14 protein-coding genes are annotated in these 25,876 nt (G+C 73.2%); 5 read left to right on the top strand and 9 right to left on the bottom strand.

Going from position 1 to position 25,876, the window contains the following annotated elements:
- The first annotated feature begins 638 nt into the window (after positions 1-638).
- Positions 639-998 carry a histone-like nucleoid-structuring protein Lsr2 gene (locus ACQP1P_RS24500; RefSeq protein WP_433072904.1) on the top strand — a complete coding sequence of 120 codons (360 nt, stop codon included), beginning with the start codon at positions 639-641 and terminating at the stop codon, positions 996-998.
- A gap of 329 nt (positions 999-1,327) precedes the next feature.
- Here the strand turns inward: ACQP1P_RS24500 and ACQP1P_RS24495 are convergent, their stop codons facing one another.
- Positions 1,328-4,936, bottom strand: coding sequence for a fibronectin type III domain-containing protein (locus tag ACQP1P_RS24495; RefSeq protein ID WP_433072902.1), 3,609 nt, complete (start codon positions 4,934-4,936; stop codon positions 1,328-1,330).
- A 711-nt stretch (positions 4,937-5,647) separates the two neighbouring features.
- Between ACQP1P_RS24495 and ACQP1P_RS24490 the strand changes: the two genes are divergently transcribed.
- The 3 genes from ACQP1P_RS24490 (at position 5,648) to ACQP1P_RS24480 (ending at position 11,308) form a co-directional block, all read left to right on the top strand.
- Positions 5,648-8,386, top strand: coding sequence for a putative bifunctional diguanylate cyclase/phosphodiesterase (locus tag ACQP1P_RS24490; RefSeq protein ID WP_433072900.1), 2,739 nt, complete (start codon positions 5,648-5,650; stop codon positions 8,384-8,386).
- Positions 8,387-8,684: 298 nt separating this feature from the next.
- A complete protein-coding gene (locus tag ACQP1P_RS24485; RefSeq protein ID WP_433072898.1) occupies positions 8,685-10,058 on the top strand; it encodes a type III PLP-dependent enzyme in 1,374 nt (457 codons plus the stop codon).
- A complete protein-coding gene (locus ACQP1P_RS24480) occupies positions 10,058-11,308 on the top strand; it encodes a hypothetical protein (RefSeq protein WP_433072896.1) in 1,251 nt (416 codons plus the stop codon). The genes ACQP1P_RS24485 and ACQP1P_RS24480 overlap by 1 nt, the downstream gene beginning before the upstream one ends.
- Here ACQP1P_RS24480 and ACQP1P_RS24475 read toward each other — a convergent pair.
- From ACQP1P_RS24475 to ACQP1P_RS24450, 6 genes are all read right to left on the bottom strand, one after another.
- Entirely contained in the window at positions 11,305-12,492 is a 1,188-nt protein-coding gene (locus ACQP1P_RS24475) for an ROK family protein (protein ID WP_433072894.1), read from the bottom strand. The two genes, ACQP1P_RS24480 and ACQP1P_RS24475, sit on opposite strands and share 4 nt — an antisense overlap.
- A 61-nt stretch (positions 12,493-12,553) precedes the next feature.
- Positions 12,554-13,813 carry a sugar ABC transporter permease gene (locus tag ACQP1P_RS24470; protein ID WP_433072892.1) on the bottom strand — a complete coding sequence of 420 codons (1,260 nt, stop codon included), beginning with the start codon at positions 13,811-13,813 and terminating at the stop codon, positions 12,554-12,556.
- The gene (locus tag ACQP1P_RS24465) at positions 13,810-14,583 is read right to left on the bottom strand and encodes an ATP-binding cassette domain-containing protein (RefSeq protein ID WP_433072890.1); all 774 of its coding nucleotides are present in this window, start codon (positions 14,581-14,583) and stop codon (positions 13,810-13,812) included. The genes ACQP1P_RS24470 and ACQP1P_RS24465 overlap by 4 nt, the downstream gene beginning before the upstream one ends.
- 41 nt (positions 14,584-14,624) lie before the next feature.
- On the bottom strand, positions 14,625-15,713 hold the full coding sequence (locus tag ACQP1P_RS24460; RefSeq protein ID WP_433072888.1) for a sugar ABC transporter substrate-binding protein: 1,089 nt from the start codon (positions 15,711-15,713) through the stop codon (positions 14,625-14,627).
- A 100-nt stretch (positions 15,714-15,813) separates the two neighbouring features.
- A complete protein-coding gene (locus ACQP1P_RS24455; protein WP_433072886.1) occupies positions 15,814-17,346 on the bottom strand; it encodes a PQQ-binding-like beta-propeller repeat protein in 1,533 nt (510 codons plus the stop codon).
- Positions 17,347-17,435: 89 nt separating this feature from the next.
- Positions 17,436-18,188 carry a M15 family metallopeptidase gene (locus tag ACQP1P_RS24450; protein ID WP_433072884.1) on the bottom strand — a complete coding sequence of 251 codons (753 nt, stop codon included), beginning with the start codon at positions 18,186-18,188 and terminating at the stop codon, positions 17,436-17,438.
- A 19-nt stretch (positions 18,189-18,207) separates the two neighbouring features.
- On the opposite strand from ACQP1P_RS24450, the gene ACQP1P_RS24445 reads away from it, so the two are divergent.
- Positions 18,208-19,125 (top strand): L,D-transpeptidase family protein, encoded by a 918-nt coding sequence (locus ACQP1P_RS24445; protein ID WP_433072882.1) that lies wholly within the window; start codon positions 18,208-18,210, stop codon positions 19,123-19,125.
- 74 nt (positions 19,126-19,199) lie between these two features.
- On the opposite strand, the gene ACQP1P_RS24440 is transcribed toward ACQP1P_RS24445, so the two are convergent.
- Both ACQP1P_RS24440 and ACQP1P_RS24435 read right to left on the bottom strand, forming a co-directional pair.
- Complete coding sequence (locus tag ACQP1P_RS24440; protein ID WP_433072880.1) at positions 19,200-20,243, bottom strand: DUF4037 domain-containing protein; 1,044 nt, start codon at positions 20,241-20,243, stop codon at positions 19,200-19,202.
- A 94-nt stretch (positions 20,244-20,337) separates the two neighbouring features.
- On the bottom strand, positions 20,338-25,824 hold the full coding sequence (locus tag ACQP1P_RS24435) for a carboxyl transferase domain-containing protein (RefSeq protein WP_433072878.1): 5,487 nt from the start codon (positions 25,822-25,824) through the stop codon (positions 20,338-20,340).
- Between the last annotated feature and the right edge of the window lie 52 nt (positions 25,825-25,876).

The following is a 25,876-nucleotide window of genomic DNA, read 5'->3' as shown; positions in this document are numbered from 1 at the left end:
CGCTGTTTCGGCGCGGTGGGCGAGCCCTTCGCATGTCAGGTCGTCTCTCGGCTCGCTTGATGCGGTCCGGCGGCCTTCCGTTGCGGGGTGGTGCTGTGCCCCTTGCCGTGTTCGGCCCCTGCTCCCTGGCGCGTAGTCGCGCAGCCGCGTTGCGTGCTTCCCGGCGCGCGGTGGCCGTTGGTCGCCTGCGCCGCTTTGCCCGGCCGACTTGTTCCGTCGGCGGTGTGCTGTGCCGGCTGTGGCGCCGCCCGGTCGTGCCCGCCCGGACTCGCGCGAAGCGCGGCAGCGGGCCGGCGGTGTGCTGCGGTGCTCGGCTGTCGGCCGTCACGCTGCGTGGACCGCCGCGACTTCTCTCATTGTGGTGGTGAAGTCACCTTCGGTCACCGGCTAGACGGGCGTCCGCAGATGTGGGGACCGTCACGTTGCGTCGACGGGATTGGTGCTCGCCGTGGTCGCGTGGCTCGTCAGGCGGGGTGCGGGCATCGAGGGCGCCGGTTGCCTTCCGTGAGCGTTGCAGTAGGCTGCGACGACCGTTCCGTGCCTCTCACTGCCCGTCTGACCGATTTCACCGGTTCTAGCGGCGCGGTGCGGGCTGCGGAATTTCACTCCCCGTATTCTTCTCGGAGGGCAGCAACGCCATGGCCAGACGCGTGATACATGAGCTGATCGACGACCTCGACGGCGGCCTCGCCGACGAGAGCCTCAGCTTCGGCCTCGACGGCGTGCAGTACACCATCGATCTGTCGACGAAGAACGCTGCCGACCTGCGCGACGCGCTCGCGCCCTTCGTCGCGGCCGCGACCAAGCTCGGCCGGGCGCCGGCGGCTCCCGTGCCGGTGCGCGGGCGCGGCGGCCGGCCGGTCCTGTCGGCCCGCGCGGAGCGGGAGCAGAACCGGGCGATCCGCGAGTGGGCGCAGAGCAAAGGGCTCGAGGTCTCCGATCGCGGCCGGATTCGCGCCGACATCGTCGAACGGTTCCACGCCGAAGCGGGAAGCTGAACCGGGGGCGCCCAGCACGGGCGCCCCCTCTGTCTGCTCAGATTGCCGTTGCCGTTGCCGTTGCCGTTGCCGTTGCCGTTGCCGTTGCCGTTGCCGTTGCCGTTGCCACCGCCGCGCTCGCCGCCGCCGTCGTCGCCGTTGCCGCGCTCCTCGCCGCGGCGTCGTCGCCGTTGCCGCGCTCGCCGTTTGCCGCGCTCGCCGTTTGCCGCGCTCGTCGCTGTCGCCGTCGCCGCTGGCGCTGGGCCGCGCATCGTTGACGCGGTGTGCTTTCCGCCCGGCCTTCACTGTCGTCTCTTCCCGCCCGGGCGGTTCCTTTCCGCGGGCTTCGGTTACGCGGCCCGGTCCGAGCCGCCCGCGGATGCGTCGACCGCGAACCGCAGCCGCGACAGTGTCACGAACGCGAGGCCGGCCAGCAGCAGGCACAGGCCGAACATCGCGATGCTGGCGATCGGATCGCCCGTCACGGCGAGGCTTCCGGTGGTGTCGCTCGCGCTCGCATAACCGTCCGTCGTCCCATCGTGACCGACCGGTGCGGCCGGGTGGGCCGGCACGCCGCCCGCGTGCTCGGTGACGTCAACGCCCAGCGTGAGGTAGCGCGGAGTACCGGTGCTGTCCACGCCCGAGGCGACCAGCGTGTGCGAACCCGCGTACCCGGCCGGAACCGTCACCGAGACACTGAACGCGCCGCTGCCGTCGGTCGTCGTCGTGGCCAGCGTCTGCGGCGCCGAGTAGATCACCACGGTGATCGTCGTATGCGGCGCGTAGCCGGTGCCGCTCAGCGTGATCGACTCGCCCGGGGCCACGTCGGTGCCGCTGGAACTGTCCACGTGCCCGGCGCTCGGCGGCACATCGGCCGGCACCGTCAGGGCCGCCGGGGTCGCGGCCGTCACGGGCGCCCACTGGGAGTCGCGGCCGTACTGGCCGAGAGCCTGGACGGTGACGCTGTACTCGGTGCCGGCCGTCAACCCCGTGATGAGGCAGCCGGTCGCGGTCGCCGCGGCCTCGCAGGTCTTCGTGTCACCGTGCGCGGTGGCCGTCGCCCGGAACTTCGCGACGCCCGAACCCGGGTCGCCCGGCGTCCAGGCTACCCAGATCGACTCCGCCTTCGCCGTCGCCGTCACGCTGCCCGGGACCTCCGGGGCCCTGCTGGGGGTCGCCGCCGTGGCCGACGCCCAGTCCGAGTTGCCGGCGTTGCCGCTGCCGACCGCCGCGACCTGCACCGTGTACGGCGTGCCATTGGTCAGGCCCGTGATCGTGCACTGATGCTGGGTGCCGTCGACCGGCCCACACGTGAGCGTGTGGTCCTCGGCCGTCCACACCGTGTAGCCGTCGATGCCCGAGCCCTGGTTCACCGGAGCCGTCCACTGCACCAGCAGCGAGCCGTCACCGGGCGTCACCGTCACGCCCGTCGGCGCGTCCGGCGGCCCGGCCACCACGATCGCCGGCGAGGCCGCAGACCAGGCGGAGTCGCCGCTGGAGTTGATGCCCTTGGCCTGGACGCGGAAGGTGTACCCGTTGCCGCCCGGCGCCAGGTTCCCGATGTCGCAGGAGGTGCTGCCGCCGTCGTGGGTCTCGCAGGTCACGGCCGCGTCCTCGACCGCCACCGCCACGTACTTCGCCACGCCGGCCCGCGTCTGCGCCGGCGCCGTCCAGCTGATGCGCAGCGTGTTGGCTCCGCTCTGGACGGCCATCACGTTCGTCGGCGCGTCGGGTGCACCGGGCGTGACCGGGTCCGAGGATGCGCTCGGGTCCGAGTCACCGTTCTGGTCCGACCCCACCGCCGTCACCTTGAAGCTGTAGGCCGTGTCGGCACTGAGCGTGTCGACCAGGCAGTGCAGCGTGCTCGCGTTGGTGGTGACACAACCCTTCGAGGCGTCCTGGTCCGACACCACCACGTAATGGTCGATCGCGCTGCTCGCCGAGGACGACGCCGTCCACGACACGGCCAGCGACGTCGGCGACACACCCACGGCGTGGACCCCGCTCGGCGCCGCGGGCGGCCCGACCGTGACCGTGCTGCCCGAGGTGACCTCGCTGGACGGCTCGCTCGCGTCCGCCGAGCCGTACGCGAGCACGCCCGCCGTGTACGACCCGCCCGACTGGATGCCGTTGACGATGTCACAGGTCGTCACGCCCGGATCGTTGCTGGTGCAGTTGCCGACGGCGTTACCGCTCGAGTCGTACGCGGTCGCCAGATAGTGATTGACGTTCTCGCCCGAGTGCGTCCACGTGACCCGGATGCCGGACCCGAGCGGCTCGACGTGCACGCCGGAGGGTGCGGCCGGGATGGCCTCGATCCGGGCTCCGAAACCGGGCGCGGAGACGCCGGGCACGTACACGCCGGTGCCGGGCCCGCTCGGCGCCGCGCCGTCGCCGGCGTTCCCGGGCTGGTCGGCGTTTCCGGACTGGTCTGCGTTCCGGGGCTGGCCAGCGTTCGCGGCCTGGTCGGCGTCGCCGAACTGATTGGCGTCTCCCAGGTGGTCGCCGGTCGTGAGCCGGTCCGTGTCGCGGCCGGCGCCGGCGCCGCGCCCGATCGCGTCGAGGGTCTCGCTCGCCGCGCCGTCACCGCTGGTCGCCGCGAGCAGGCCCGCGATGACGCTGGGTATCGCCCGGAGTGCGTCACCGTCCCGCCCGGCACCGCGTTTGTCGGTGCCGAGTGCGTCACTGTTCGTGTCCGCGTACGGCCGTCCGTTCGCGGCGGCCTGCGCCCGCGCCTGTGCCCACGCGCGGGCCTGAGCCTGGGCATGGGCCTGAACTTGCGTGCGGGCCTGAGCTTGGGCCTGCGCCGCGGCGGCCGCCTGGTCGGCCCGGCCGCCGGCCGACCCGTTGATGCCACCGGCCCCGGCAGCGCCGGCAGCCCCAGCGGCACCGTTAGTGCCCGCGGGCGCGCCGGTCCCGGAACCGCCGGTGATCCCGACGGTGCCGTTCGTGCCGTCCGTGCCGTCCGTGCCGTCCGTGCTGCCCAAGGCTCCGGTGGACCCGCCGGGTGCATAGTCCGTGTACGAGCCGTTACCCGCTGTGCCGGTACCGTTCGCGCCTGCTCCGCCTGCAGTGGACGAACCATTGGCTGCCCCGCCGTTACCGGCCGTCGCGGCGCCCGCGGCGTCGTTGCCCGTGGCGTCGTTCCCCGCGGTGCCGCTTGAAGTGCCGTTACTCGAAGTGCTGTTGTCCGAAATGGCGACGCCTGAGGTGCCGTTGCCTGAGGTGCCGTTGCCCGGGGCGGCGGTGCCCGAGGAGGAGGTGCCCTGCCGGCCCCAGCCGCCGTTCGTGTCCTTGTCGCCCTGCTGCCCCCAGCCGTCGGCGTTGCCGTCCGTGGTGGGGTTCGCGCACTCGGTATTCGTTCGGGCTGTCTGGATTTCGGCGTTCTGCTGGCTGCGCTGCGTGTCTTCGATCTTGCAGCGGGTGGTGTCGTTCGAGGCGGTGCGCGCGGACGCGGTGCGCTTCCCGGTTGTGGAGCGGCCCTCGCTCGAGGCGGTGGATCCGGCGTCGTCGGCGACGTAGTCCGGCCGCTCGACCGGGGCGCCGTTGGAGCCGGCCGTGCCATTCGAGCCGGCCGTGCCATTGGCGCTGGCTGCGCTGTTCGAGCCGGACGTGCCGTTCGAGGCGGCCGTGCCGTTCGAGCCTGACGTGCCGCCGGAGCCTGACGTGCCGCCCGAGGCGCCCGCTGTGCCCGAAGACGTTTCGCCGGTTGCCCGGCGGGATCCAGAGGGCCTGCCCGACGATGACTTGCCGGTGGTTGAGGACGTACCCGCTGTCGATGAACCTCGGTGGGTGGCGGCGCCGGGGGAGTAGGCGCCGTGGGTTGCCGACGCGTCACCCGCTGTGCCTGAGCCGGCTGCGGTTTGGCCGCTTCCGTCGGCCATGGCCGCGAACGCGGGGCCCGCCGTACTGCCGAATACGACGACGCCGGCCGTCAACGCGGCCAGACCCGCCCGCACCGACCGGCGGGTGACCCTCGGCCGGCGTTTGGGCCTCGGCTTCAACCTGGACTGCGCAGCCATCCCGTACCCCGTTTCAGACCGACCGCGCCCAAAGCCGAACGCGACCAACGAACGCGAACACGTCTCGCAATCTAGTCATCACGCACTGTGAAGATCCTCCGAATGCTGATTCCGCGCCTGGAGAACCAGGAGTGCGGGGAGGTGTCGGGACGGGGCGGCGGTGCCCGAAAAGGCCCGAAACCGGGGCATGGCGTCGGTAATGGGGCGACAGGACCGAGACGGTCACGGGGGCGCGGCGGCGAGACCGGTGAGCGCTGCCTCAGGCCGGGTGGGGAAGTCCGGTGCGGCCGGCGTGCGGATGAGCAAGGGCCGGCGGTCACCGAGACGAGATCACGAGCGAGAAGACACCGGGACGAGCAAGCAGGGCACCGCAAGGAGAGAAGTGCAGGAAGAGAAGCTCAAGGACAGCGCAGGGACGCAAGAGCCGCGAGGGTGAGCAGAGCAGGCAGAGCCCGCAGCGACAGGAGCGACAGGAGCGACAGGAGCGATCAAGAGCCCGGCCCGAGAGCCGACGACGCGCGACGCGACGGGGGCGGGGGACGGGTGCGGGACGGTTGCCTGCCGGGTACGCCGCTCAGTTCGCCCAGCTCGGACCCGATCAGGGCGGCACGCGACGCGAACACAGGGGCACAGGATCGGGGGCGCACGATGGCGAGCTGGGCGAACAGCCTGCTCCGGGCCGCCGCGCCCACGCGCGGGTACGCGGTGCTGTGCGGTACCACCGCCGCAGTCACCGCCGTGTTGTTCGCGGTCTTCGTCACGGGAGCCGGCGGGAGCCTCGTCGGGCAGAACGTCTCCAACATCGCGCTCTTCCTCGCGGCCCTGGCCTCGGGGGCGGCCTGTCTCGTGCGGGCCTGGCGGGAAAAGCGCGGGCACGGCAGCCGCCGCGTGCGCTGGGCCTGGGCGCTCACCGGGGCCGGGTCAGTGTCGTGGGGTGTGGGGCAGGCGTTCTGCATCTGGTACGAGACCGTCCTCGGCCGGGAGGTCCCGTTCCCGTCGCTCGCCGACGCCGGGTACTTCTGGATGATGCCGTTCACCGCGGCCGGCCTCCTGCTGCTCCCGGTGAGCCGCCAGAGCCTCGCCCAGCAGGCGCGCAGCATCCTCGACGGGCTCATGATCGCCGTATCGCTGCTGCTCATCACCTGGGTGCTCATCCTGGGGCCGCTGGTGCAGCAGGGGGCGGACAGCCGGCTCGGGCTGCTGGTCACGCTGTGGTACCCGGGCGGCGACGTCGTCGTGCTCACCATCGTGCTGTTCATGGTCGCGCGGCTGCGGCGGGGCGGGCGGCGGCCGTTGTCGCTGCCGCTGGTCGGGGCCGGGCTGGCCGCGTTCACCGTCTCGGACTCGGGCTACGCGTACCTGACGCTGCTGGACACGTACGGCAGCGGCAACGTGCTCGACCTGGGCTGGTTCAGCGGCTTCGCCCTGATCTTCCTCGCGGCGCGGCGGCCCGAACCCGCCTACACCGAGCAGGACGAGCACGCGCTGACCCAGCCGCTCGGGGTGATGCTGCCGTACCTGGCCGTGCTCGGCTCCCTGGTCACGAGCACCTTCGAGGTCCTGCGCCACGGCTCGCACGACATGTTCGTGTCCTGGAGCCGCTCGGCGATCATCCTGCTCATCGTGGGCCGGCAGCTGCTCACGCTGCTGGAGAACCGCTCGCTGACCCGCGGGCTCGAGGCGCGGGTCGAGGAGCGCACCGCGGAGCTGCGCGCGAGCGAGCAGCGCTTCGAGGCCCTGGTGCAGCACAGCTCCGACGTCGTGACGGTCATCGACGCCGCGGGCGTGGTGACGTACCAGAGCGAGTCCATCAGCCGCGTGTTCGGCTACGACCCGTCGTACTTCTCCGGCATCGCGCTGACCGAGCGCATGCTCGCGGAGTCGGCGCCGGTCCTGGTGGCCGCGATCGCCGCCATCTCCGGCACCGCCTACGCCACGCGGGTCGTCGAGGTGCCCATGCCGCACGCCGACGGGCACCGCTGCCTCGCCGAGGTGACCCTGACGAACCTGCTCGAGGACCCCAGCGTGCGCGGCATCGTGCTGAACTCGCGCGACATCAGCGAGCGCAAGGAGCTCGAGGACCAGCTCGTGCACGAGGCGTTCCACGACGGCCTGACGAAGCTCGCGAACCGGGCCCTGTTCAAGGACCGCCTCGAGGTCGCCCTGCGCCGCCGCGAGGACGTCGCCATTCTCTTCCTGGACCTCGACGGCTTCAAGGAGGTCAACGACAGCCTCGGCCACGCCGCCGGCGACGTGCTGCTCATGCAGGTCGCGATGCGCCTCGGCGAGGCGGTGCGCGACGGCGACACCGTGGCCCGCTTCGGCGGCGACGAGTTCGCCGTGCTCATCGACGCGGTGGCCGCGCCCGAGGACGCCGACGAGCTCGCGAACCGGATCATCGCCGCGCTCGACGAGCCGTTCGTCATCGACAACCAGGAGATCCACGTCCAGGGCAGCATCGGCATCGCGCTGACCGGCCCGGACGCCCGCGACGCCGACCAGCTCATGCGCAACGCCGACCTCGCGATGTACCGTGCGAAATCCGCGGGCTCGGGCCAGTTCGCGCGCTACGACCCGCAGATGCACACCGGCCTCGTCGAGCGCCTGCAGCTCGCCGCCGACCTGCGGCGCGCCCTGGAGAACGGCGACGAGCTCGAGCTGCACTACCAGCCCACGGTCGAGCTGCGCACCGGCACCATCGTCGGCTTCGAGGCCCTCGTGCGCTGGCGGCACCCGGTCCGCGGCATGATCAGCCCGATCGACTTCATCCCGCTCGCCGAGTCCACCGGCCTCATCCGCCCGCTCGGGCAGTGGGTCCTGGCCGAGGCGAGCCGCCAGGCGGTCGCGTGGGGCGCGGCCGACCCGGCGCGCGAGCTGACGATGGCCGTGAACGTCTCCGGCGTGCAGTTCGACCAGCCCGACCTGCCCGAGATCGTCGCGCAGGTCCTCGCCGCGACGGGCCTGCCGGCCGAACGGCTGTGCCTGGAGATGACCGAGAGCGTGCTGATGACCGACACCGAGGAGAACCTGGCGGTCCTGCTGAGCCTCAAGGACATCGGCGTACGCCTCGCCATCGACGACTTCGGCACCGGCTACTCCTCCCTGGCGTACCTGCGCCGCTTCCCGGTCGACACGCTCAAGATCGACCGCTCGTTCGTGGAGCGCCTCAGCGGCACCACCCCCGACGCGGCCCTGGCCCGCACGATCGTCCAGCTCGGCCAGAGCCTGGGCATGTCGACGGTGGCCGAGGGGATCGAGGAGTACGCGCAGTTCCTCGCGCTGCGCCGGATGGGCTGCGACCTGGCCCAGGGCTACTACTTCTCGCGCCCCCTGCCCGCCGCGGAGGCCGGCCTGCTGCTGCCGGACAAGGCGGCCGCGGCCGCGTAAGAGCCACAAGCCCATGGCTCGGGTCCGTGTCAGTCGCCGGCCGTCGCTCCCGCCAGGCACCGTTCGGCCGTGGCCGGCCTCTCTGTCAGGTCCGCGGTGCCAAGGACCGGCGCTCGGCTCGGACCGGCACCGAAGGCCACACCGGACATGGCGCGGCGCGCAGCGCCTGACATCGCCGGCAGGCCGGCGGGGAGCCGAAGCGACCGTCCGGCAACCGGCGACGAACCGCGCGCGCTCCGCGCGGCCCCGAACCTGGTTGTCGACCCGCCCGCCAGCCCAGCGTTAGGAGCCCGCTTCGATGACGGCCGCCCTCGCCGACCAGGCCCGCCTCGCCCTGCCCGAGCACTGGCCCGCCGCGCTCGGCCCGCGGGCGCTCGCCGCGATCGACGCGCCGACGCCGCTGCTGGCCGTCGACCTGTCGACGGTGGCGGCCCGCTACGGCGCGTTCACCGCCGCCATCCCGGGCGTGAGCACCTTCTACGCGATGAAGTGCAACGCCGCCGAGGACGTGCTGGGCACCCTGGCCGCGCTCGGCTCCGGCTTCGAGGTCGCCTCCATCGGCGAGCTGCGCATGCTCCAGCAGATCGGCGTCGACCCCGCCGAGGTGCTCTACAGCAACCCGATCAAGCCCCCGCACGCGATCGCCGAGGCCCGCCGCGCCGGGCTGTGGCGGTTCAGCTTCGACGCCGAGGGCGAGCTGCGCAAGCTCGCCCAGCACGCGCCCGGCGCCGCCGTCTACATCCGGCTGCGCGTCGACGACTCGAGCAGCCTCTTCCCGCTGTCGCGCAAGTTCGGCGCCGAGGCCCACGAGGCCCGCGCGCTCATGCTGCTGGCCCGGGAGCTGGGTCTGCGGCCGTACGGCATCACCTTCCACGTCGGCTCCCAGTGCGCCACCACGCGCGCGTGGCGCGAGGCGATCGCCGCCGCCGGCCGGCTCATGGCGGCCCTGCAGCGCGACGGCGTCCACCTGGAGATGCTCGACCTCGGCGGCGGCTTCCCGTCCCGCTACGTCGAGCGCGTCCCGCCCCTGGCGCAGATCGCCGCCACGATCAACGCGGCGCTCGAGGAGCTGCTGCCCTACCGCCCGGCCCTGCTCGCCGCCGAGCCCGGCCGCCACCTGGTCGCCGAGAGCGCCGTCATGGTCACCACGGTCCTGGGCCGCGAGGTGCGGGCGGGGGAGCACTGGCTGTACGTCGACGTGGGCGCCTACAACGGCATGATGGAGACGCAGCAGACCGGGCAGCAGTGGCGCTTCCCGCTGTGGACGTCGCGGGCCGACCACGCGCTGGTGCCGCACCTGCCGTTCACGGTGACGGGCCCGTCGTGCGACAGCTCCGACACGATGTTCCACGGCGTGGAGCTGCCCGCGACGATCGAGGTCGGCGACCGGCTGTACATCGGCTCCGCGGGCGCCTACACGCTGAGCTACGCGAGCCACTTCAACGGCTTCGCCCCGCCGGAGCCGGTCTTCGTCGGCGGCCCGGGCGCGACGAACGAGCCGGTCCAGCGCACCCCGCACCCGGCCCCACCCGAACACCCGGGACTCGCCCAGACCGGCCGCGCCCACACCACGACCACCGCCGCGACCACCGCCGCGACCACCGCCAGGACCACCGCCAGGACCACCGCCACAGCCGCCGCCACCCCCGAGGCCCCGGCGGACCCGACCTGATGGCCGCGACCGATGCGGCCGCCCCGCACCGGTCGCGCCACCGCGCCGAGCTGACGGGCGGCCGGCGCCGCGCCGGGCGGCTGCGCGAGCTGCTGGTGTCCGGCGTCGTCGACTCGTTCGGCCTGTCGCTGGGCTGGACCCTGTTCAACCTCATCGCGACCGAGCGCGGCGGCCTGCCCATGGCCGCCCTGTTCAGCTCGGCGATGCTGCTCGGCGTCGTGCTGTCGGCCCCGATCACCGGCTGGCTGGCCCGGCACCTGCACGGCCGCACGCTGCTGCTGCTCGCCGGCTGCACCGAGGCCGTCCTGCGCATCGGGCTGCTCGCCGCGCTGCTCGCGGGCGCGAACCCGGCGCTCGTCGCGGTGGGCGTGACGGTGATGCACGTGGCTGCGTTCGCGGGCTTCGCCGCGATGCGCGCCGAGGTCGCCGCCGTCGACGCGCGGCCCCGGGCGATGACCCGCTACGCCCTGTCGATCGCCGCGGTCGAGGCGGCCGGGGCGGGTGTCGCCGCGCTGCTGCCGATGCACCGGTGGTCGCTGGCCGCGGTCTTCGCGGTGTACGGCCTCAGCCTCCTGCCGACGATGCTCACCGCCCGCCGCGCGCGCACCGCCCGGCTGGTCACCCCGCCGGCCCCGGCCGCCCACGCGACCCGGGTCGAGCGGCGCCGGGCCGAGACCGAGGCCCGCGGCGTGCGCATCCCGCTGCCGGTCCTCGCGGCCGGCGGCGGCGTCATGCTGCTGTCTGCGGGCCCGACCCTGCTGTCCGTGGCCCTGGCGACCGAGCTGCACGGCCAGCACGCGGTCGCCGGGGCGGCGGCCGCGTTCAGCGCGGGATGCCTGCTGTCGTCGTGGGCCGTGGACCGCGTCGGCCGCCTGCGCCTGCCCGCGGCCGTGGTCTGGCCCCTGTGGGGCGTCGGGATGCTGATCGGCTGGCTGCTCGCCCCGGCCCACCTGACCGGCCTGTTCCTGGCCCAGTTCCTGTCCGGGCTGAGCATGACCGCGTTCGAGGGCGGCATGGACGCGCGCCTGGCCCGGGCCGCCCGCCCCGGCACGGTGACGACGGTCCTGGCCTGGAGCGCCTCGACGCGGGCCCTGGGCAGCGCGATCGCGGTGCGGACCCTGCCGGCCCTGATCGCGGCCCCGGCCGTGGGGACGGTCGCCGGCGCGGCGGCCGCGGTGCTGTCCCTGGTCTCCCTCGCCGCGCTGGCCCGCTCGCGCACCCGGGCGCGGGCCGCGACGGCACGAGGCTAGGCGGAGTCGAGGGGGTCGGCGAAGAGCGGCTCGAAGGCCAGCTCGGCCGCGCCGACGAGGGCCGCGTCCTGGCCCAGCTGCGGCGTGCGCAGGCGGACGTGCTCCCGGCACGCCGGCAGGCCGTTGCGGTTCAGGCGCGAGCGCACCTGTGCGGCCGAGGCCAGGTACACCTCGCGCAGGGTGCCGCCGAAGATCACCATCTCCGGGTTGAAGATGTTGACGAGGTTCGCCACGCCGAAGCCGAGCCAGTCACCGACCTGGCGCATGGCCGCCTGCGCGGTGTTGTCGCCGCGGGAGGCCGCGTCGACCACCGTCAGGATGCCCTCGCGCCCCGCCGTCGCGCTGCGCCCGGCCGCCGCGAGCAGGGCGTGCTCGCCGATCTCGGTCTCCCAGCAGCCGCGGGAGCCGCAGCTGCACGCCTTGCCGTTGGGGTTGACGACCATGTGGCCGACCTCGCCGCCGTAGCCGCCGTGGCCGGTCACCGGGCGCCCGGCCGCGATGATGCCGCCGCCGATGCCCGCGTCGCCGTAGAGGTACACGAGGTTGTCGCAGCCCGCCGCCGCGCCGCGGGTGTGCTCGGCCAGGGCGGCCAGGTCGGCGTTGTTGCGCACCGCGACCGCCCGGCCGTCGCCGACCAGCTCGCGCAGGGCCTCGCCGAGGGGCTGGTCGGCCCAGCCGAGCTGCGGGCCGAGCCGGACGAACCCGTCGTCGCGGCGGACCATGGCCGAGACCGCCGCGCCGCTGCCGATGAGCCGGGCGCCGGCCGGGGCGGTGAGCCGCATCTTGCGCACGAAGTCGGCGATGGGGGCGACGGCCGTGGCGGCGTCGTGCTCGCCGCGGGGCCGGGCCGCCTCGAAGCGGTCCAGGACGGCGCCGCCGAGGCCGACGCGGGCGGCGACGATGCGGTCGACCTCGACGGCGAAGGCGAAGACGTACACCTTCTCGGACTCCGGCCGCACCACGAGCGACGGGCGGCCGGCCCGGCCCCGCTGCTCGCGCGGCACCCCTTCACTGACGAGACCGGCCGCCGCGAGGTCCGCGGTCAGCGCGCCGATCGTGCTGCGGTTGAGGCCCAGGCTCGCCGTGAGGTCGGCGCGGGACATCGCGCCGTGGAGGTGCACGGAGCGCAGGAGCGCTCCGAGGTTGCTCCGCCGGATCTCCTCCTGGCTGGGGCCAACGCGCATGCTCGGCTTTCTTCGGTCGGGGACGCGGTATGCAGACTAGTGGCCGATCGACGCCGGCCGGTCAGCGCAGTCCCGCCGCGGCCGCCCGCCGGCGGGTGACCGCGTCGATCCCGGCGGCGAGCAGCAGCACCACGCCGGTGACGACGTACTTTGTGCCGGGGCTGTACTCCATGAGGCCCATCCCGTTCTCGATGACCGCCACGACCGCCCCGCCGAGCACCGCGTTGAGCACCCGCCCCTTGCCGCCGAACAGGCTCGTGCCGCCGATGACCGCGGCGCCGACGGCGTAGAGCAGCACGTTGCTGCCGCCGGTGTTCGGGTTGACCGACGCGTCCCGGGACGCGGCGACGATCCCGCCGACGGCGGCCATCGTCGAGCAGATCACGAACGCGGCGATGCGGATCGCGTCCACGTGGATGCCGGCCCGCCGCGACGCCTCCCGGTTGCCGCCGACGGCGTACACGTGCCGGCCGAACGCGGTGCGGTTCAGCACGAACGTGCACAGCCACAGCAGCAGCCCGAGGATCGCGACCACCATCGGCACGCCCCGCTGGGAGATGGCGTCGTTCTTCGAGCGCTCCAGGTTCAGCGTCCACACCGCGGCGCCGAGCAGGACGGCCACGGTCACCACCCGCAGCGCGATCACGGAGAGGGGATCGGCGGCGAGGCCGTGCCGGACGCGGCTGTAGCGCCGCCAGAGGTGCAGGGCGAGCATCCCGGCGATGGTGACGCCGTAGAGCACCCAGCCCTGCAGCGGCGTGAACCGCCCGTCGAAGTTGATCTTCTTGATCGTCGGGTCGTCGACGGCGACGATCGTGCCGCCCTTCACGAGCAGCAGCACGGCGCCCTGGAAGGCCAGGAACGCGGCCAGGGTCACCACGAACGACGGGATGCCCAGCTTGGCCACGAGCAGCCCGATCACCAGCCCGATCGCCGCGCCGGTCGCGATCGCGCCGAGCACCGCGACGTACCACGGCAGCCCGAAGTTCGTGAGCAGCACCGCGAGCACCGAGGCGCACACCCCGGAGGCGAACCCGGCGGACAGGTCGATCTCGCCCAGCAGCAGCACGAAGACGAGCCCCATCGCGATGACGGTGACCGCGGCGCCCTGGTGCAGCAGGTTCGCGAGGTTCCCGGCGGTCACGAACTCGGGCCGGGCCACGGAGAAGGCCACGACGAGCGTCAGCAGCCCGAGTACCGCCGGCAGCGCCCCCATGTTCCCGCCCCGCACCCGCGCGAGGTAGTCGCGGGTGTAGGCGCCGAGCCCGGACGACGGGTGCTCGCCGGCGCGCTCCTGGGCGTCGAGCATCGACACGCTCATACCGTCGCTCCTTGCCCGCGCAGGCCCAGCTCGCCGCTGCGGCCGGTGGTGATGAGCTCGACGACCTGGGAGTGGGTGACGTCGGTGGCCCGGACCTGGGCCGCCATCTGCCCCAGGTAGAGCGCCGCGATCCGGTCGGCGACCGCGAACACGTCGTTCATGTTGTGCGAGATGAGCACGACCGCGAGGCCGTTGTCGGCCAGCCGGCGCACGAGCTCGAGGACCTGGGCGGTCTGGGCCACGCCGAGGGCCGCGTTGGGCTCGTCGAGGATGACGATCCGGTTGTTCCACAGCACGGCCTTGGCGATGGCGACCGTCTGCCGCTGCCCGCCGGAAAGGCTGGACACCGGCTGGCGGACCGACGCCACCGTGCGCACCGACAGGCTCGCGAGCGTCTCGGCGGCCCGCTGCTCCATGGTGATGTCGTCGAGCACGAGACCGCGGCGGATCTCCCGGCCGAGGAACATGTTCTGCACGATGTCGAGGTTGTCGCACAGGGCCAGGTCCTGGTACACGATCTCGACCCCGAGCGCGGCGGCGTCGCGCGGGCCGTGCACCGAGACCGGGCGGCCCTCGTACAGGTACTCCCCGGCGTCGACCGAGTAGATCCCGCCGACGCACTTGACCAGCGTCGACTTGCCGGCGCCGTTGTCGCCGACGAGGGCGGTGACCTGCCCGGCGTACACCTGGAAATCCACGTCACGCAGCACCTGGACGGGTCCGAAGCTCTTGCTGAGCCCCCGGATCTCCAGCAGGGGTGTTTCGGTCACAGTGCTCCCTAAAACGGCGCTCCCCAGGTGAGACCGGTACCTTACTTGATACCCGCTGCCGCGCATTTCGCGGCGAAGTCCGGCGTGCACACGTCCGCCGCCGGCACATAGCCGTCGTCGATCACGTCCCGGACGTTGTCCCTGGTGATCGCCTTGGGATCGAGCAGGATCGCGTCGACGTCACGCTTGCCGACCCGGTCGTACACCTTCGTCGTGGTGACCCCCGTCTCACCCCTGGCCAGGGCGATCGCCAGTTTCGCGGCCGCGGCCGCCTCCCGGCGCACGTCCTTGTAGACCGTCATGCACTGGTCGCCGTTGAGGATGTTCTGCAGCCCCTGCGCGGTGGCGTCCTGCCCGGTGACCGGGATGTGGCCGTTGAGGCCCTGCTTCTTGAGCACGTTGATGGCCGCGTTGGCCACGCCGTCGTTGGCCGCGATGACCCCGCCGATGTTCGGCTGGGCGGTCATCATCTGCTCGAACGTGGTCCCGGCGCGGGTGTTGTCCCACTCCTCGATCCACTGGTCGGGGCCCTTGAGGTACTCGCCCGAGGCGAACTTCGGCGCGAGGACGGCGTCGTAGCCCTCCTTGAACAGCGTCGAGTTGTTGTCGGTCTGGGAACCGTTGAGCTCGGCGATGACCGGCCGGGTGGCCTTCGCCGCCTCCAGGCAGCGCACCAGGCCCTGGCCCTGCAGGGTGCCGACGGCGGTGTTGTCGAACGACACGTAGTACCGCGCCGACCCGCCCAGCGTCATCCGGTCGTAGTCGATCGTGGCCACCCCGGCGTTGCGGGCCTTGTCCAGCACGGCCTTGCCGGTGCCGGAGTCCAGGTTCACGATCATGAGCACGTCGACGCCCTGGGTCATCATCTGCTCGGCCAGGGTCGTGAAGGCGCCCTTGTCGTTCTGCGCGTTCTGGATCTCGTAGTCGACGCCGGCCGCCTTGAACGCGGCGGCCAGGTACTTGCGGTCGGCGGTCTCCCACCGCGCCGAGGACTTGCTGTCGGGCAGGATGACCCCGATGCGCGGCCGGCCGCCCTTCCCGCCGGCGCCGGACACGTCCGCGGTGCAGGCGGCCGTCCCGCTCACGGCCAGCGCGGCCACGGCCAGCAGGGACAGGATCCGTCTGCGCATTGCTCGGGTCCTTTCGGCTGATTGGTGTGTCGGGCAACGTATGGCGTGCCGTTCACCGTGGCCAGTCGCGGCCCGTAACAATTGCGCAATACATTGTGCGCTACCCGGCCGCGAGGGCGTGCACCGCTCCCGCCCGGGTGCCGAAATACAGCGAACCCTTCCAGACCGCGGGCGTCGACTCGATGCACCCGCCGATCTTGGACTCCCACAGCGGCCTGGGCTCCGCATACGTGTCGGACACGTCGTAGGCGTGCAGGACGCCGGTGCAGTCGCCGATGACCAGGGTATCGTCCACGACCACGGGCGACTGCCAGGTCTCGCCGCCGGGCAGGTGGATGCGCCACCGCACGGCGCCGGTGGCCCGGTCCAGGCCGAGCACGTCGCCGCCGGCCGTGTCGTAGATCGCGATGTCGCGGTGCAGCGCGGGCGTGCCCCAGATGCCGCCGGGGCGCTTCGCGGTGTCCTTGACCGCCCAGACGACCGGGTTGCCGGGCTTGGCCGGGTCGAGCTTGAGCATCTGCCCGACCTCCTTGCTGCGGGCATTGCCCTTCTCGTACTCCGAGCCGACGTAGAGGAACCCGTCGGCGTCCACGACGATCGACGCGTCGGTGTCGTCGCCGGTCCAGAAGCGGAAGGTGCGGGTCGGCTCGCGGCCCGCCTTGAGCCCGGACAGGTCCCAGCCCTGCACGAGGCCGCCGGAGTTGGCGAAGTACACCGTGTCGCGGTAGACGGCGACGGAGTTCTCGATGGACACGTTGTTGTCGCCGGCGTCCTTGAGCTCCTGCTCGTCCCAGCCGGGCGTGTGCCAGACGAGCTGCGGCGCGACGGTCACCTTGCCGTCGGGGCCGTAGCCGCGGTTGAGCTTCACGACGTGGAACTGGCTGTTCTCGCCGCCCTCGAGCAGGTAGTCGTCGATGATGAGCCCGGCGCCGTCCCAGTCGTCGTTCCACAGCGTCGGCTGCACCGCGTCCGCGGCGAGCTTCCACAGCTCGGTGGGCGTGGCGCGGTCGGTGGCGATGACCCGGTAGAAGCCGTCGCGGGAGCCGGAGTAGACCAGCGGGTAGCCGTCGGGGTCGACGGTGACGCTGCCCTTGATGATGTCGCCGGTCTTGAAGTCGGGCAGGATCCGCTCGCCGGTGGCCGCGTCGAGGAAGTGGATGCTGCGGTCGTAGGCGCCGAACACCACCCAGGTCCGGCCGTCGCGCTCGAACACGGCGGGCTGGCCGGTCCAGCCGGTGCCGCACCACTCGCGGGTCTCGCCCTTGTCCGACGACATCGCGCACAGCCCGCCGCTCTTGGGGAACTGCCAGCGCTGGGCCGGGGTCGTGCGGGGCACCGGCCCCTGGCCGTAGTAGGTGCGGGTCGGGTTGCCGCGGAAGGTGAGCAGGCCCGGGACCTTGGTGCCCTGCGGCAGGCCGACCAGCGCCGGGTCGGACCAGCCGGTGAACGGCGGCGGGGCGGACGGGCCGGACGGCGACGGCGGGGCGGCGGACGGGCGCGCGGTGCCCCGGGCGCCGGGCTCGGGGCGCGGCTCGGCCCGGCGCAGCGCCCACGCGGTGGTCGCGACGCCGCCGACGATCAGCACCAGCATGCCGGCGATCAGCAGCCGGAACACGCCCATCCGCTGTTCCATGCCGACAGTATGGTGCGGGTGATCACAGCGCGCCGCAATGTGACGTGAAACGGATTTGCGCCCGGCCGCCGCCGGGGCTCAGGCCGGGCTCAGGCCTTCTCGAAGTGCTGGTAGTCGGTGCCGGAGCGCCAGGCGCCGCCCCACGTGAACCCCTCGGCGCGGAACGCCTGGACGGTCGCGTCCCCGGCCACGATCATGCCCGGCCGCACGTTGCCCCGGTCCAGGAACGCCTTCCCGGCGGGCGGCATGATCCGGCCCGCCGGCAGGTACGGGTTCTCGACGGTGTTGACGTCGATCGCGCGGCCGTGGGCGTGGTTGGACCAGTGGGTGGTGCCGGGCACGTTGCGGCAGTTGAAGCCCGAGGTGTTGTCGGCCGCCATCGATTCGTCGTCGGATCCGCCGTACCGGTCGACGAGGTTCATGCTGCGGATCGGGAACCCGTCCGCCCGCAGCCGCCGGAACACGCGCAGGGTCGCATCGGCGATGGCCTTGTGCACGATGATCTGCCCGGCCTGCGGGCGGCCGTCGAAGTCGACGTAGGACACGTGGACGAGCCGCAGGTCGTCGAGGCCCACGGGGCACCCGGGCCGCCAGGAGACCCCGGTCATGGCCTGGCGCACCGCGGCCGGCAGCGGTTCGACGAAGTCCGCCGCAGCCGCGGATGCCGAGGGTGTACCGCTCGTGCTGGGCGACACCGCGGCCGTCGCGCTCGGCGCCGCGGCGGAGGCCGGGGCGGCGTCGGGCGGGGCGGAGCATCCGGCGGCGACGGCCACGAGGCAGGCCGCGGCCAGCCATCGCCCGACCCGGCGTGTCGCCGGATTTGTCCGGAACCTTGCGCCCATGCGGTAGATACTATGGGTCGTGCCGGTCGACCAGCCCCGACGCCGCGCGCGGGTCATCCTCGCGATGTGCCTGCCGCTGCTGCTGACGGCGGGCTGTGGCAGCGCCGCGGGCGAGGTCGGCGCGCCCCCGTCCGGCCTGGCCACCCCGCAGCCCGGCCGTCCCGCGTCCGCCGGTGCGGCCCCCGCCGTCGCGGACTCGGCGGCCCCGCCGCCCGCCGTGTCGCCGCCCGCCGGTGCCCCGGGCACGACGGGCGCCCCCGCACCCACCACGGCCGCGGCGCACCCGGGCACCGCCGGGCCCGTGCGCACCCGGGGCCGCGAGGACGACCCGGCCAACGACGCCGCGCGGCTGCGCACCCTGCCCGCGAGCACGACCCAGGTCGTCATCGTGCAGTCGCAGAGCCCGTCGGCCACGACGGCGACCCTGCAGGCGTACGCGAAGTCCGGCGGCGCCTGGCGCTCCACGTTCGGCCCGGTGCCGGCGCGCCTGGGCGGCAACGGGTTCAGCGACAGCAAGCGCGAGGGCGACCGTACGACGCCGGCGGGCGTGTTCGCCATCGACGCGACCATGTACGGCATCGCGGCGAACCCCGGCGTGCGGTACGGCTACCACCAGCTCGTCGCCGACGACTGGTGGAACGAGAACAGCGACTCGCCCGGCTACAACACGTTCAGCCACGGCCCGAACCCGGGCGGGCCGAGCGAGGCGCTGTGGCAGACGAGTCCGCAGTACACGTACTTCGCGGTGATCCGGTACAACATGCCGGCGACCCCGGGGCGCGGCAGCGGCATCTTCCTGCACCAGTCCAACGGCAACAGCACGCTCGGCTGCGTGAGCCTGCCCCAGGGCGACCTGCTGGCGGTGCTGCGCTGGCTCGACCCGGCGGCGAACCCGCGCATCGTGATGGCCCCGGCCGCCTGGCTCGGCCGCTACTGACCCGGCACCGTCTCATCCTAGCGTCCTAGGATGCCGTAGCGAGCGTGGCTGGAGCCACGCCCTTTTTCCGGCCGCTACGCGGCAGGGCCGATCGCTGCCGCCAGGTTCCTCGTCAGCTCCGGGCGGCCGAGGACGTCGGTGCAGTCGACGTACTGGTCGATCGCGCCGATCCGCGGGCCGCCGAGGGCCTCGGCGAACCGTTCGGCGGCGATGACGGGGTACGGCCGGTCGTGGTACGGGCGGCGGGTCGCGTCGACCTCGGGCGCCAGGGCGAGGTGGTTCTGCCAGGCGCCGGCGAGCTCGTAGGCGTCGCAGAGGGCGTCCTGCCGCGGCCCGGCCCCGCGCGCGTCGACGGCCCGGTCCAGGGCGTCGGCGACGGGGGCGACGCCGTCGAGGGCGGCGAAGGCGGTGCCGAGCCATTTGCTGTACGGCGGGTAGCGGCGGGCCAGCAGCAGGCACAGGCGCATGACGTCGCGGGCCAGGCGGGCGGCGACGATCCGGCTGCCGAGGTCGTCGCCCTGCTCGGCGATGCGCCCGACGAAGGCCTCCTCCTGGGCGATGCGGATCCACTGGGCGGCGAGGACGCGCTTCCACAGGTGCTCGGGGTACCAGGCGAGGTTGGCCCGCAGGGCGGTGAGCTCGCCGGTGTCGTCGTGGTAGACGGCGCCGGCGGTGGCCTCGGCGAGCAGCTGGGTGGGGGTGGCGAGCCAGTCGGCGTCGGTGAGCGGGCGGCGGGCGTCGGCGCCGAGGTGCTGCCGGGACCAGGTGGCGACGTCGGTGATGTCGACGCGGTGGTGGACGGGGCCGGCGGTGGGGGTCATGACGCGGACGCGTTCGCCGGGCGGTTCGAAGCTGGTGGGCCAGTCGTGGACGTCCTTGGGGAGCCGGGCGCTGAGGGTGGCGGCGAGCGCGGCGGGGTCGACGCGTTCGAGGTCGACGAACAGCTGCAGCCGCGGGCCCCAGTCGTGGTCGGTGGAGCGTTCGGTGTCGAGGCCGAGGACCTCGGAGCCGGGGCCGATGCGGGCGGCGGCGTGGGGGATGCCGGCGAGGAGGGGGCGGACGCCGTGCTCGTAGAAGGCTCGGCACAGTTCGAGGCCGGGGATGAAGGCGGGCGGCACGAGGGGCCACGCTATGGGGGTTCGCGCGCCCGTGCAACGCAGAACGATCGCGGGGCCGCGCCGGCACCCGGGGCGGCCCCGCGATCGTGTGGTGTCAGCGCTTGAGGCCGTGCTCGATGGCCTCGATGATGCGGGGGCGCAGCTCGGCGGGGCTGATGATGGCGTCGACGGAGCCGACCTCGACGGCCCGCTGGATGCTGTGGACGCGGTCGAACTCGGCGGCGACGGCGCCGAGGTGTTCGGCGCGGACGGCGGCCTGGACCTCGGCGAGGCGGGCGTTGAGCGCGGCGCGTTCGGCGCCGGTGGCCGCGGCGACCTGGGCCTGCAGGCCGGTGACGCGGGGGTCGTTGCTGGTGCGGTTGGAGACGTCGCCGGCGAAGACGACGGCGGCGGCGGGGGCGCCGCCGAGGACGGAGGCGAAGGAGCCTTCGAGGGCCAGGACGGTCATGTTGGGGTTGAGGGCCTTGGAGAAGACGACGAAGGCGCCGCCGTGGTAGCGGGAGATGACGCAGAAGACGATCGGGCCGTCGAAGTTGACGATGGCGCGGCCGATTTCGGCGCCGTACTCGAGCTGCAGCTTCCGCATCGACTCGGGTGAGCCGTCGAAGCCGGACAGGTTCGCGAGGACGACGAGGGGCCGGTTGCCGGAGGCGGCGTTGATGGCGCGGGCGACCTTCTTGGAGGAGCGGGGGAAGAGGGTGCCGGCGGTGTAGGTGTCGGGGCCGTCGGTGGGCGGGAAGCCGGTGCGGGGCACGGAGCGGGACTCGATGCCGACGAGGCAGACGGGCCAGCCGCCGAGGCGGGCGTCCTGGACGACGGCGGTGTCGGCGTCGGCCATGCCGGCCCAGCGTTCCAGGGCCGGGTGGTCCTGGTCGGTGACGGCGCGCATGACGGTGCGGATGTCGAAGGCCTTCTTGCGGTCGGGGTTGTGGGCCGCGGAGAAGATCTGCCCGACGGTGGTGAAGTCGCTGCCGGCGACGGTGTGGGGGAACGGGGAGACGTCGCGGTCGGCGGGGTCGGAGGTCGGGGCGCGGCGGGGGCCGGGCTCGCCGGGGACGATGTAGGTGTGGTCGTAGTGGGCCATGAGGACGTCGCGGGCGCCGGCGAGGGTCGGGGCCCAGTACTGGGCCTGGCCGTTGGGGCCCATGATGCGGTCGTAGCCGCCGATGCCGTAGTTGTCCTCGGCGGAGACGCCGCCGGAGAAGTCGAGGGCCTGTTTGCCGGTGAGGACCATGGCCGAGTCGGGGGTCATGACGAGGATGCCCTTGGTGTGCATGAGCATGGTCGCCTCGGCGTTCCAGTAGGGCTGGGCGCCGACGTTGATGCCGGTGACGACGATGTTGATCTCGCCGCCGGCCTGGGTGAAGGTGACGATGCGCTTCAGGGCGGCGGCGACCCAGTCCATGTTCTCGGTGCCGGAGGACATGGAGATGCGGGCGCCGGCGGACAGGGCGAACCATTCGAGCGGGACCTGGAGGCGTTCGGCGAGGTCGAGGGCGGCGATGACGCGGCTGCACTCGGGTTCGGAGAGGGCGCCGAGGGCCTTGGTGGGGTCGCCGAGGAGCACGACGCGGGTGACGCCTTCGGGGTGGCGGGGGGTGGGGGTGGTGACGACGCCGGCGATGATGGCGGCGCTGTTGCGGCCCTTGGGGCGCTGGACGGGGACGAGGGTGCCGTCGGCGTCGAGGTCGTGCTCGGTGAACGTGCCGCCGGGGCCGGCGAGCAGGCCGGTGAGCTCGTAGGGGTACACGTTGCCGCGGCGGGCGGCGCGGAGGACCTTCTGCCGGTAGTCGTCGAGGGGCTGGACCGGGTCCGTGGACGGTTTGTCGACGGAGAGGCTGGCGCCGTGGCCCGGGTCGAGGGTGATGCGGACGGCGACCTCGGAGAGCTCGCCGGCGGCGTTGCGCTGGCGGGCGAGGAACTGGACCTCTTCGAGTCCGGCCCCGGCGGTGGTGGGCAGGAGCCGCTGGACGAGGGTTTCGATCTCGTCCTGGGTGAGCTCGGTGGCGGGCCAGACGTACATCATGATCCGGTTGGTGTCGAACCGCTTGTTCTGGGGCCGTTGGGCCTGGATGTTGCGGATCGCGTCGAGGCAGCCGGTGGTGATGTCCTCCAGGGCGGGGAGGGCGACGAGGCGGCCGTCGGCCTCGCGCAGGGGGGTGAGGTCGCGGACCTGGCCCATGGCGATGAGGCGCTCGTCGGCGGGGTTGGTCTTGGCGACGGCTTTGAACAGGTAGATCTCCTCGTCGGCGGAGGGCAGCCGGGTGAGGTCGAACTCGCGGAGCCGGTAGAGCTGGAGGCGGTTGGCGATCTGGGGGTGCAGGCCGCGGATGAGGCGGTCTTCGGCGAAGGTGCCGCCGTCGGGGCGGAACGTGAAGTGGTGGTGCATGACGGCGCCGGTGGTGCCGGCGACGGTGATGGTGATGCGCCGTACGCCGCTGGGCTGGGGGTGCTGGGTGAGCAGGTCGCCGAGGTTGTCGCCGATGGTGGTGGCGTCGGGCTGGTCGTCCCAGGCGACGTAGAGGTCGGCGACGAGGCCGGGGCCGTCGCCGGCGAGGGCGGCGACGGTGTCGAGGGCGGCGGGGAGGGTGGCGATGTCGACGGCGGTGGTGACGACGCGGGTGTGGTTGCCGGTGCGGCCGGTGTGTTCGGCGGTGACGAAGCGGCCGCCGGGGGTGTCGAGGGTGGTGACGTTGGACAGGCCGCGGTTGCCGTAGTAGCGGCGGGTGAGGACTTCGAGGAGGGGGGCGTGGTCGCGGCCGGGGCGGCCGATGCGCTGGCCGATGAGCCGGACGAGGGGTTCGGCGGAGGCGACCATGGTCTGGATGCGTTCGGCGCGGTCGGGGGCGTCCGGGTTGCGGTCGAGGTAGCGCAGGTCGGAGCGGACGTTGACGTAGACCTCGGCGCGGTTGCGGCGCAGGAGGGGCTGGGCGAACCAGCGGAAGACGATGCCGCGGGCGAGGTCGGAGACGGCCGGGAAGCGGACCTGGGTGGCTTCGATGAGGTGTTCGAGGGTGAGGCCGGCGCGTTCGGCGAGGGCCTCGGCGGGCTGGGGGCCGGCGAGCCACTGGCGGAGCAGTTCGGAGACGACGGCGACGTCGGTGGCGGTGCGTTGCTGGGCGAGGAAGATGCGGAAGACGGCGGCCTCGAGTTCGGCGGTGCGGTCGAGGCTGTCGACGCCGTAGTGGGCGAGGACCTTGGTGAGGCGGGCCTGGAACGCGGCGGGGACGCCGGCGCGGTCGACGTCGAGGCTGCCGAGGTAGCGGTGGAAGTACTCGCGGGGGGAGTGCACGGCGCTGTTGGGTTCGCCGCCGAGTTCGCCGCCGGGGGTGTTGCGGGTGAGTTCGGCGAGGTCGGCGAAGACGGCGATGAGTTCGACCTCGCCGGGCAGGGGCCGGTCGCCGGCTTCGGCGCGGGCGGTGAGGTAGTGGGTGAGGGTGCGGCCGCGGTCGTGGGGGTCGGTGTCGAAGCCGAGGAGGAGGGCGCGGAGGTCCTGCAGGCCGCGTTCGAGGCGTTCGGCGGCGGTGGTGGCGGTGTCCTCGGGGGGCAGGTCGATGTCGACGGCCTGGGCGGCGGGGCTGTCGCCGGCGGGGTCGTCGGTGTCGTCGCCGAGGGGTTCGAGGCGCATGAGGGGGGCGCCGGTCTCGACCTGGCTGCCGACGGTGACGGGCAGTTCGCGGACGCGGGCGCGGAACGGGGCGCGCAGGGCGGTCTCCATCTTCATGCTTTCGAGCACGAGGATGGGGGCGCCGGCTTCGACCTCGTCGCCGACGGCGAGGGGGGTGGCGACGACGAGGGCGGGTGCGGGTGAGCGCACGACGCCGCCTTCGTCGCGGCTGATGCGGTGGGTGACGCCGTCGACCTCGACGAGGTGGATGGGGCCGTGGGTGGCGGAGACGAGGCGGAAGCGGCGGCCGTTGACGGTGATCTGGCCGCGGTGGGTGTCGAAGCGTTCGATTTCGACGTCGGCGGGGTGGGGGTCGCCGCCGGCGGCGATGCCGACGCGGTAGCGGGTGGGGCCGACGCGGGCGACGGCGACGCGGTAGCCGACGCCGCGGAGTTTGAGGTCAAGGGGGCGGCCGGATTCGTGCTGGACCTGGGGGCGGCCGCCGTGGGCGGTGGTGAGGAGCCGGCCGCGGGAGATCTGCTCCTCGTCCTGGTAGGCCTCGATGGCGGCGGCGGCCAGGGCGATGGCGGAGTGGCGGTGGTTGACGAGGCGGCCTTCGGCGCGGACGCGGTCGATCCAGCCGGTGTCGGCGGTGGCGTCGATGACTTCGGGCTGGTCGAGCAGGTCGATGACGAAGCTCTTGTTGGTGGCGCCGCCGTCGATGATGACGGTGGTTTCGGCCATGGCGCGGCGCAGCCGGCCGAGGGCTTCGTCGCGGTCCCGGCCGTAGGCGATGATCTTGGCGATCATGGAGTCGAAGTCCGACGGGATGCTGTCGCCCTCGCCGACGCCGCTGTCGACGCGGATGCCGGGGCCGGCGGGCAGGACGAGGCGGGAGATGCGGCCGGGGGCGGGGGCGAAGTCGCGGTCGGGGTCTTCGGCGTTGAGGCGGGCCTCGACGGCGTGGCCGGTCTCGGCGGGGCGTTCGCCGTCGAGCTTGCCGCCGGAGGCGACGTGGATCTGCAGTTTGACGAGGTCGGTGCCGGTGGTGATCTCGGTGATCGGGTGCTCGACCTGCAGGCGGGTGTTGACCTCGAGGAACGCGAAGATCTTGTCGACGGGGTGGTAGAGGAACTCGACGGTGCCGGCGCCGCGGTAGCCGACGGCGAGGGCGAGGCGTTCGGCGGCGGCCTTGAGCTCGGCGGTCTGTTCGGGGCCGAGGACCGGTGACGCGGACTCCTCGATGATCTTCTGGTTGCGGCGCTGGACGGAGCAGTCGCGCACGCCGAGGGCCCAGGCGGTGCCCTGGCCGTCGGCGATGACCTGGACCTCGACGTGGCGGGCGCCGGTGACGAGGCGTTCGAGGAACACGACGCCGGAGCCGAACGCGCGCAGGGCCTCGGCGCTGGTGCGCTCGTAGGCCTCGGCGAGTTCGTCGCCGCTTTCGACCTTGCGGATGCCGCGGCCGCCGCCGCCGGCGGTGGCCTTGAGCATGAGGGGGTAGCCGATCTGCTCGCCGGCGCGCAGGGCGTCGTCGAGGGTGGCGACCTCGCCGCGGCTCCAGGGGGCGACGGGGACGCCGACCTCTTCGGCGATGAGCTTGGCGCCGATCTTGTCGCCGAGTTTGCGCATGGCGTCGGCGCTGGGGCCGATGAAGGTGACGCCGATGCGGTCGCAGAGCTCGGCGAAGGCGGGGTCTTCGGCGACGAAGCCCCAGCCGACCCAGGCGGCGTCGGCTTCGGTGTCGCGCAGGGCGCGTTCGAGCAGGGCGTGGTTGAGGTAGGGGCGGGCGGCGGCGGGCCCGAGGGGGTAGGCGAGGTCGGCCTCGCGGACGAAGGTCGCGGTGCGGTCGACGTCGGTGTAGAGGGCGACCGTCTCGATCCGTGTGCCCGTTTCCGCGGACAGGTCACGCACGGCGTGGATGAGCCGCATGGCGGCCTCTCCGCGGTTGACGATGGCGATACGACTGAACACCGGTTGAGCCTCCTGGTTTCCCCGCTATGTGCCGCGACGATCTACACCCTGC

The organism is Dactylosporangium sp. CA-052675 (assembly GCF_050947935.1).
Taxonomy (GTDB): Bacteria; Actinomycetota; Actinomycetes; order Mycobacteriales; family Micromonosporaceae; genus Dactylosporangium.
The sequence above is the reverse complement of the archived record's forward strand: the minus strand, read 5'-3'. Positions and strand labels throughout refer to the sequence as shown.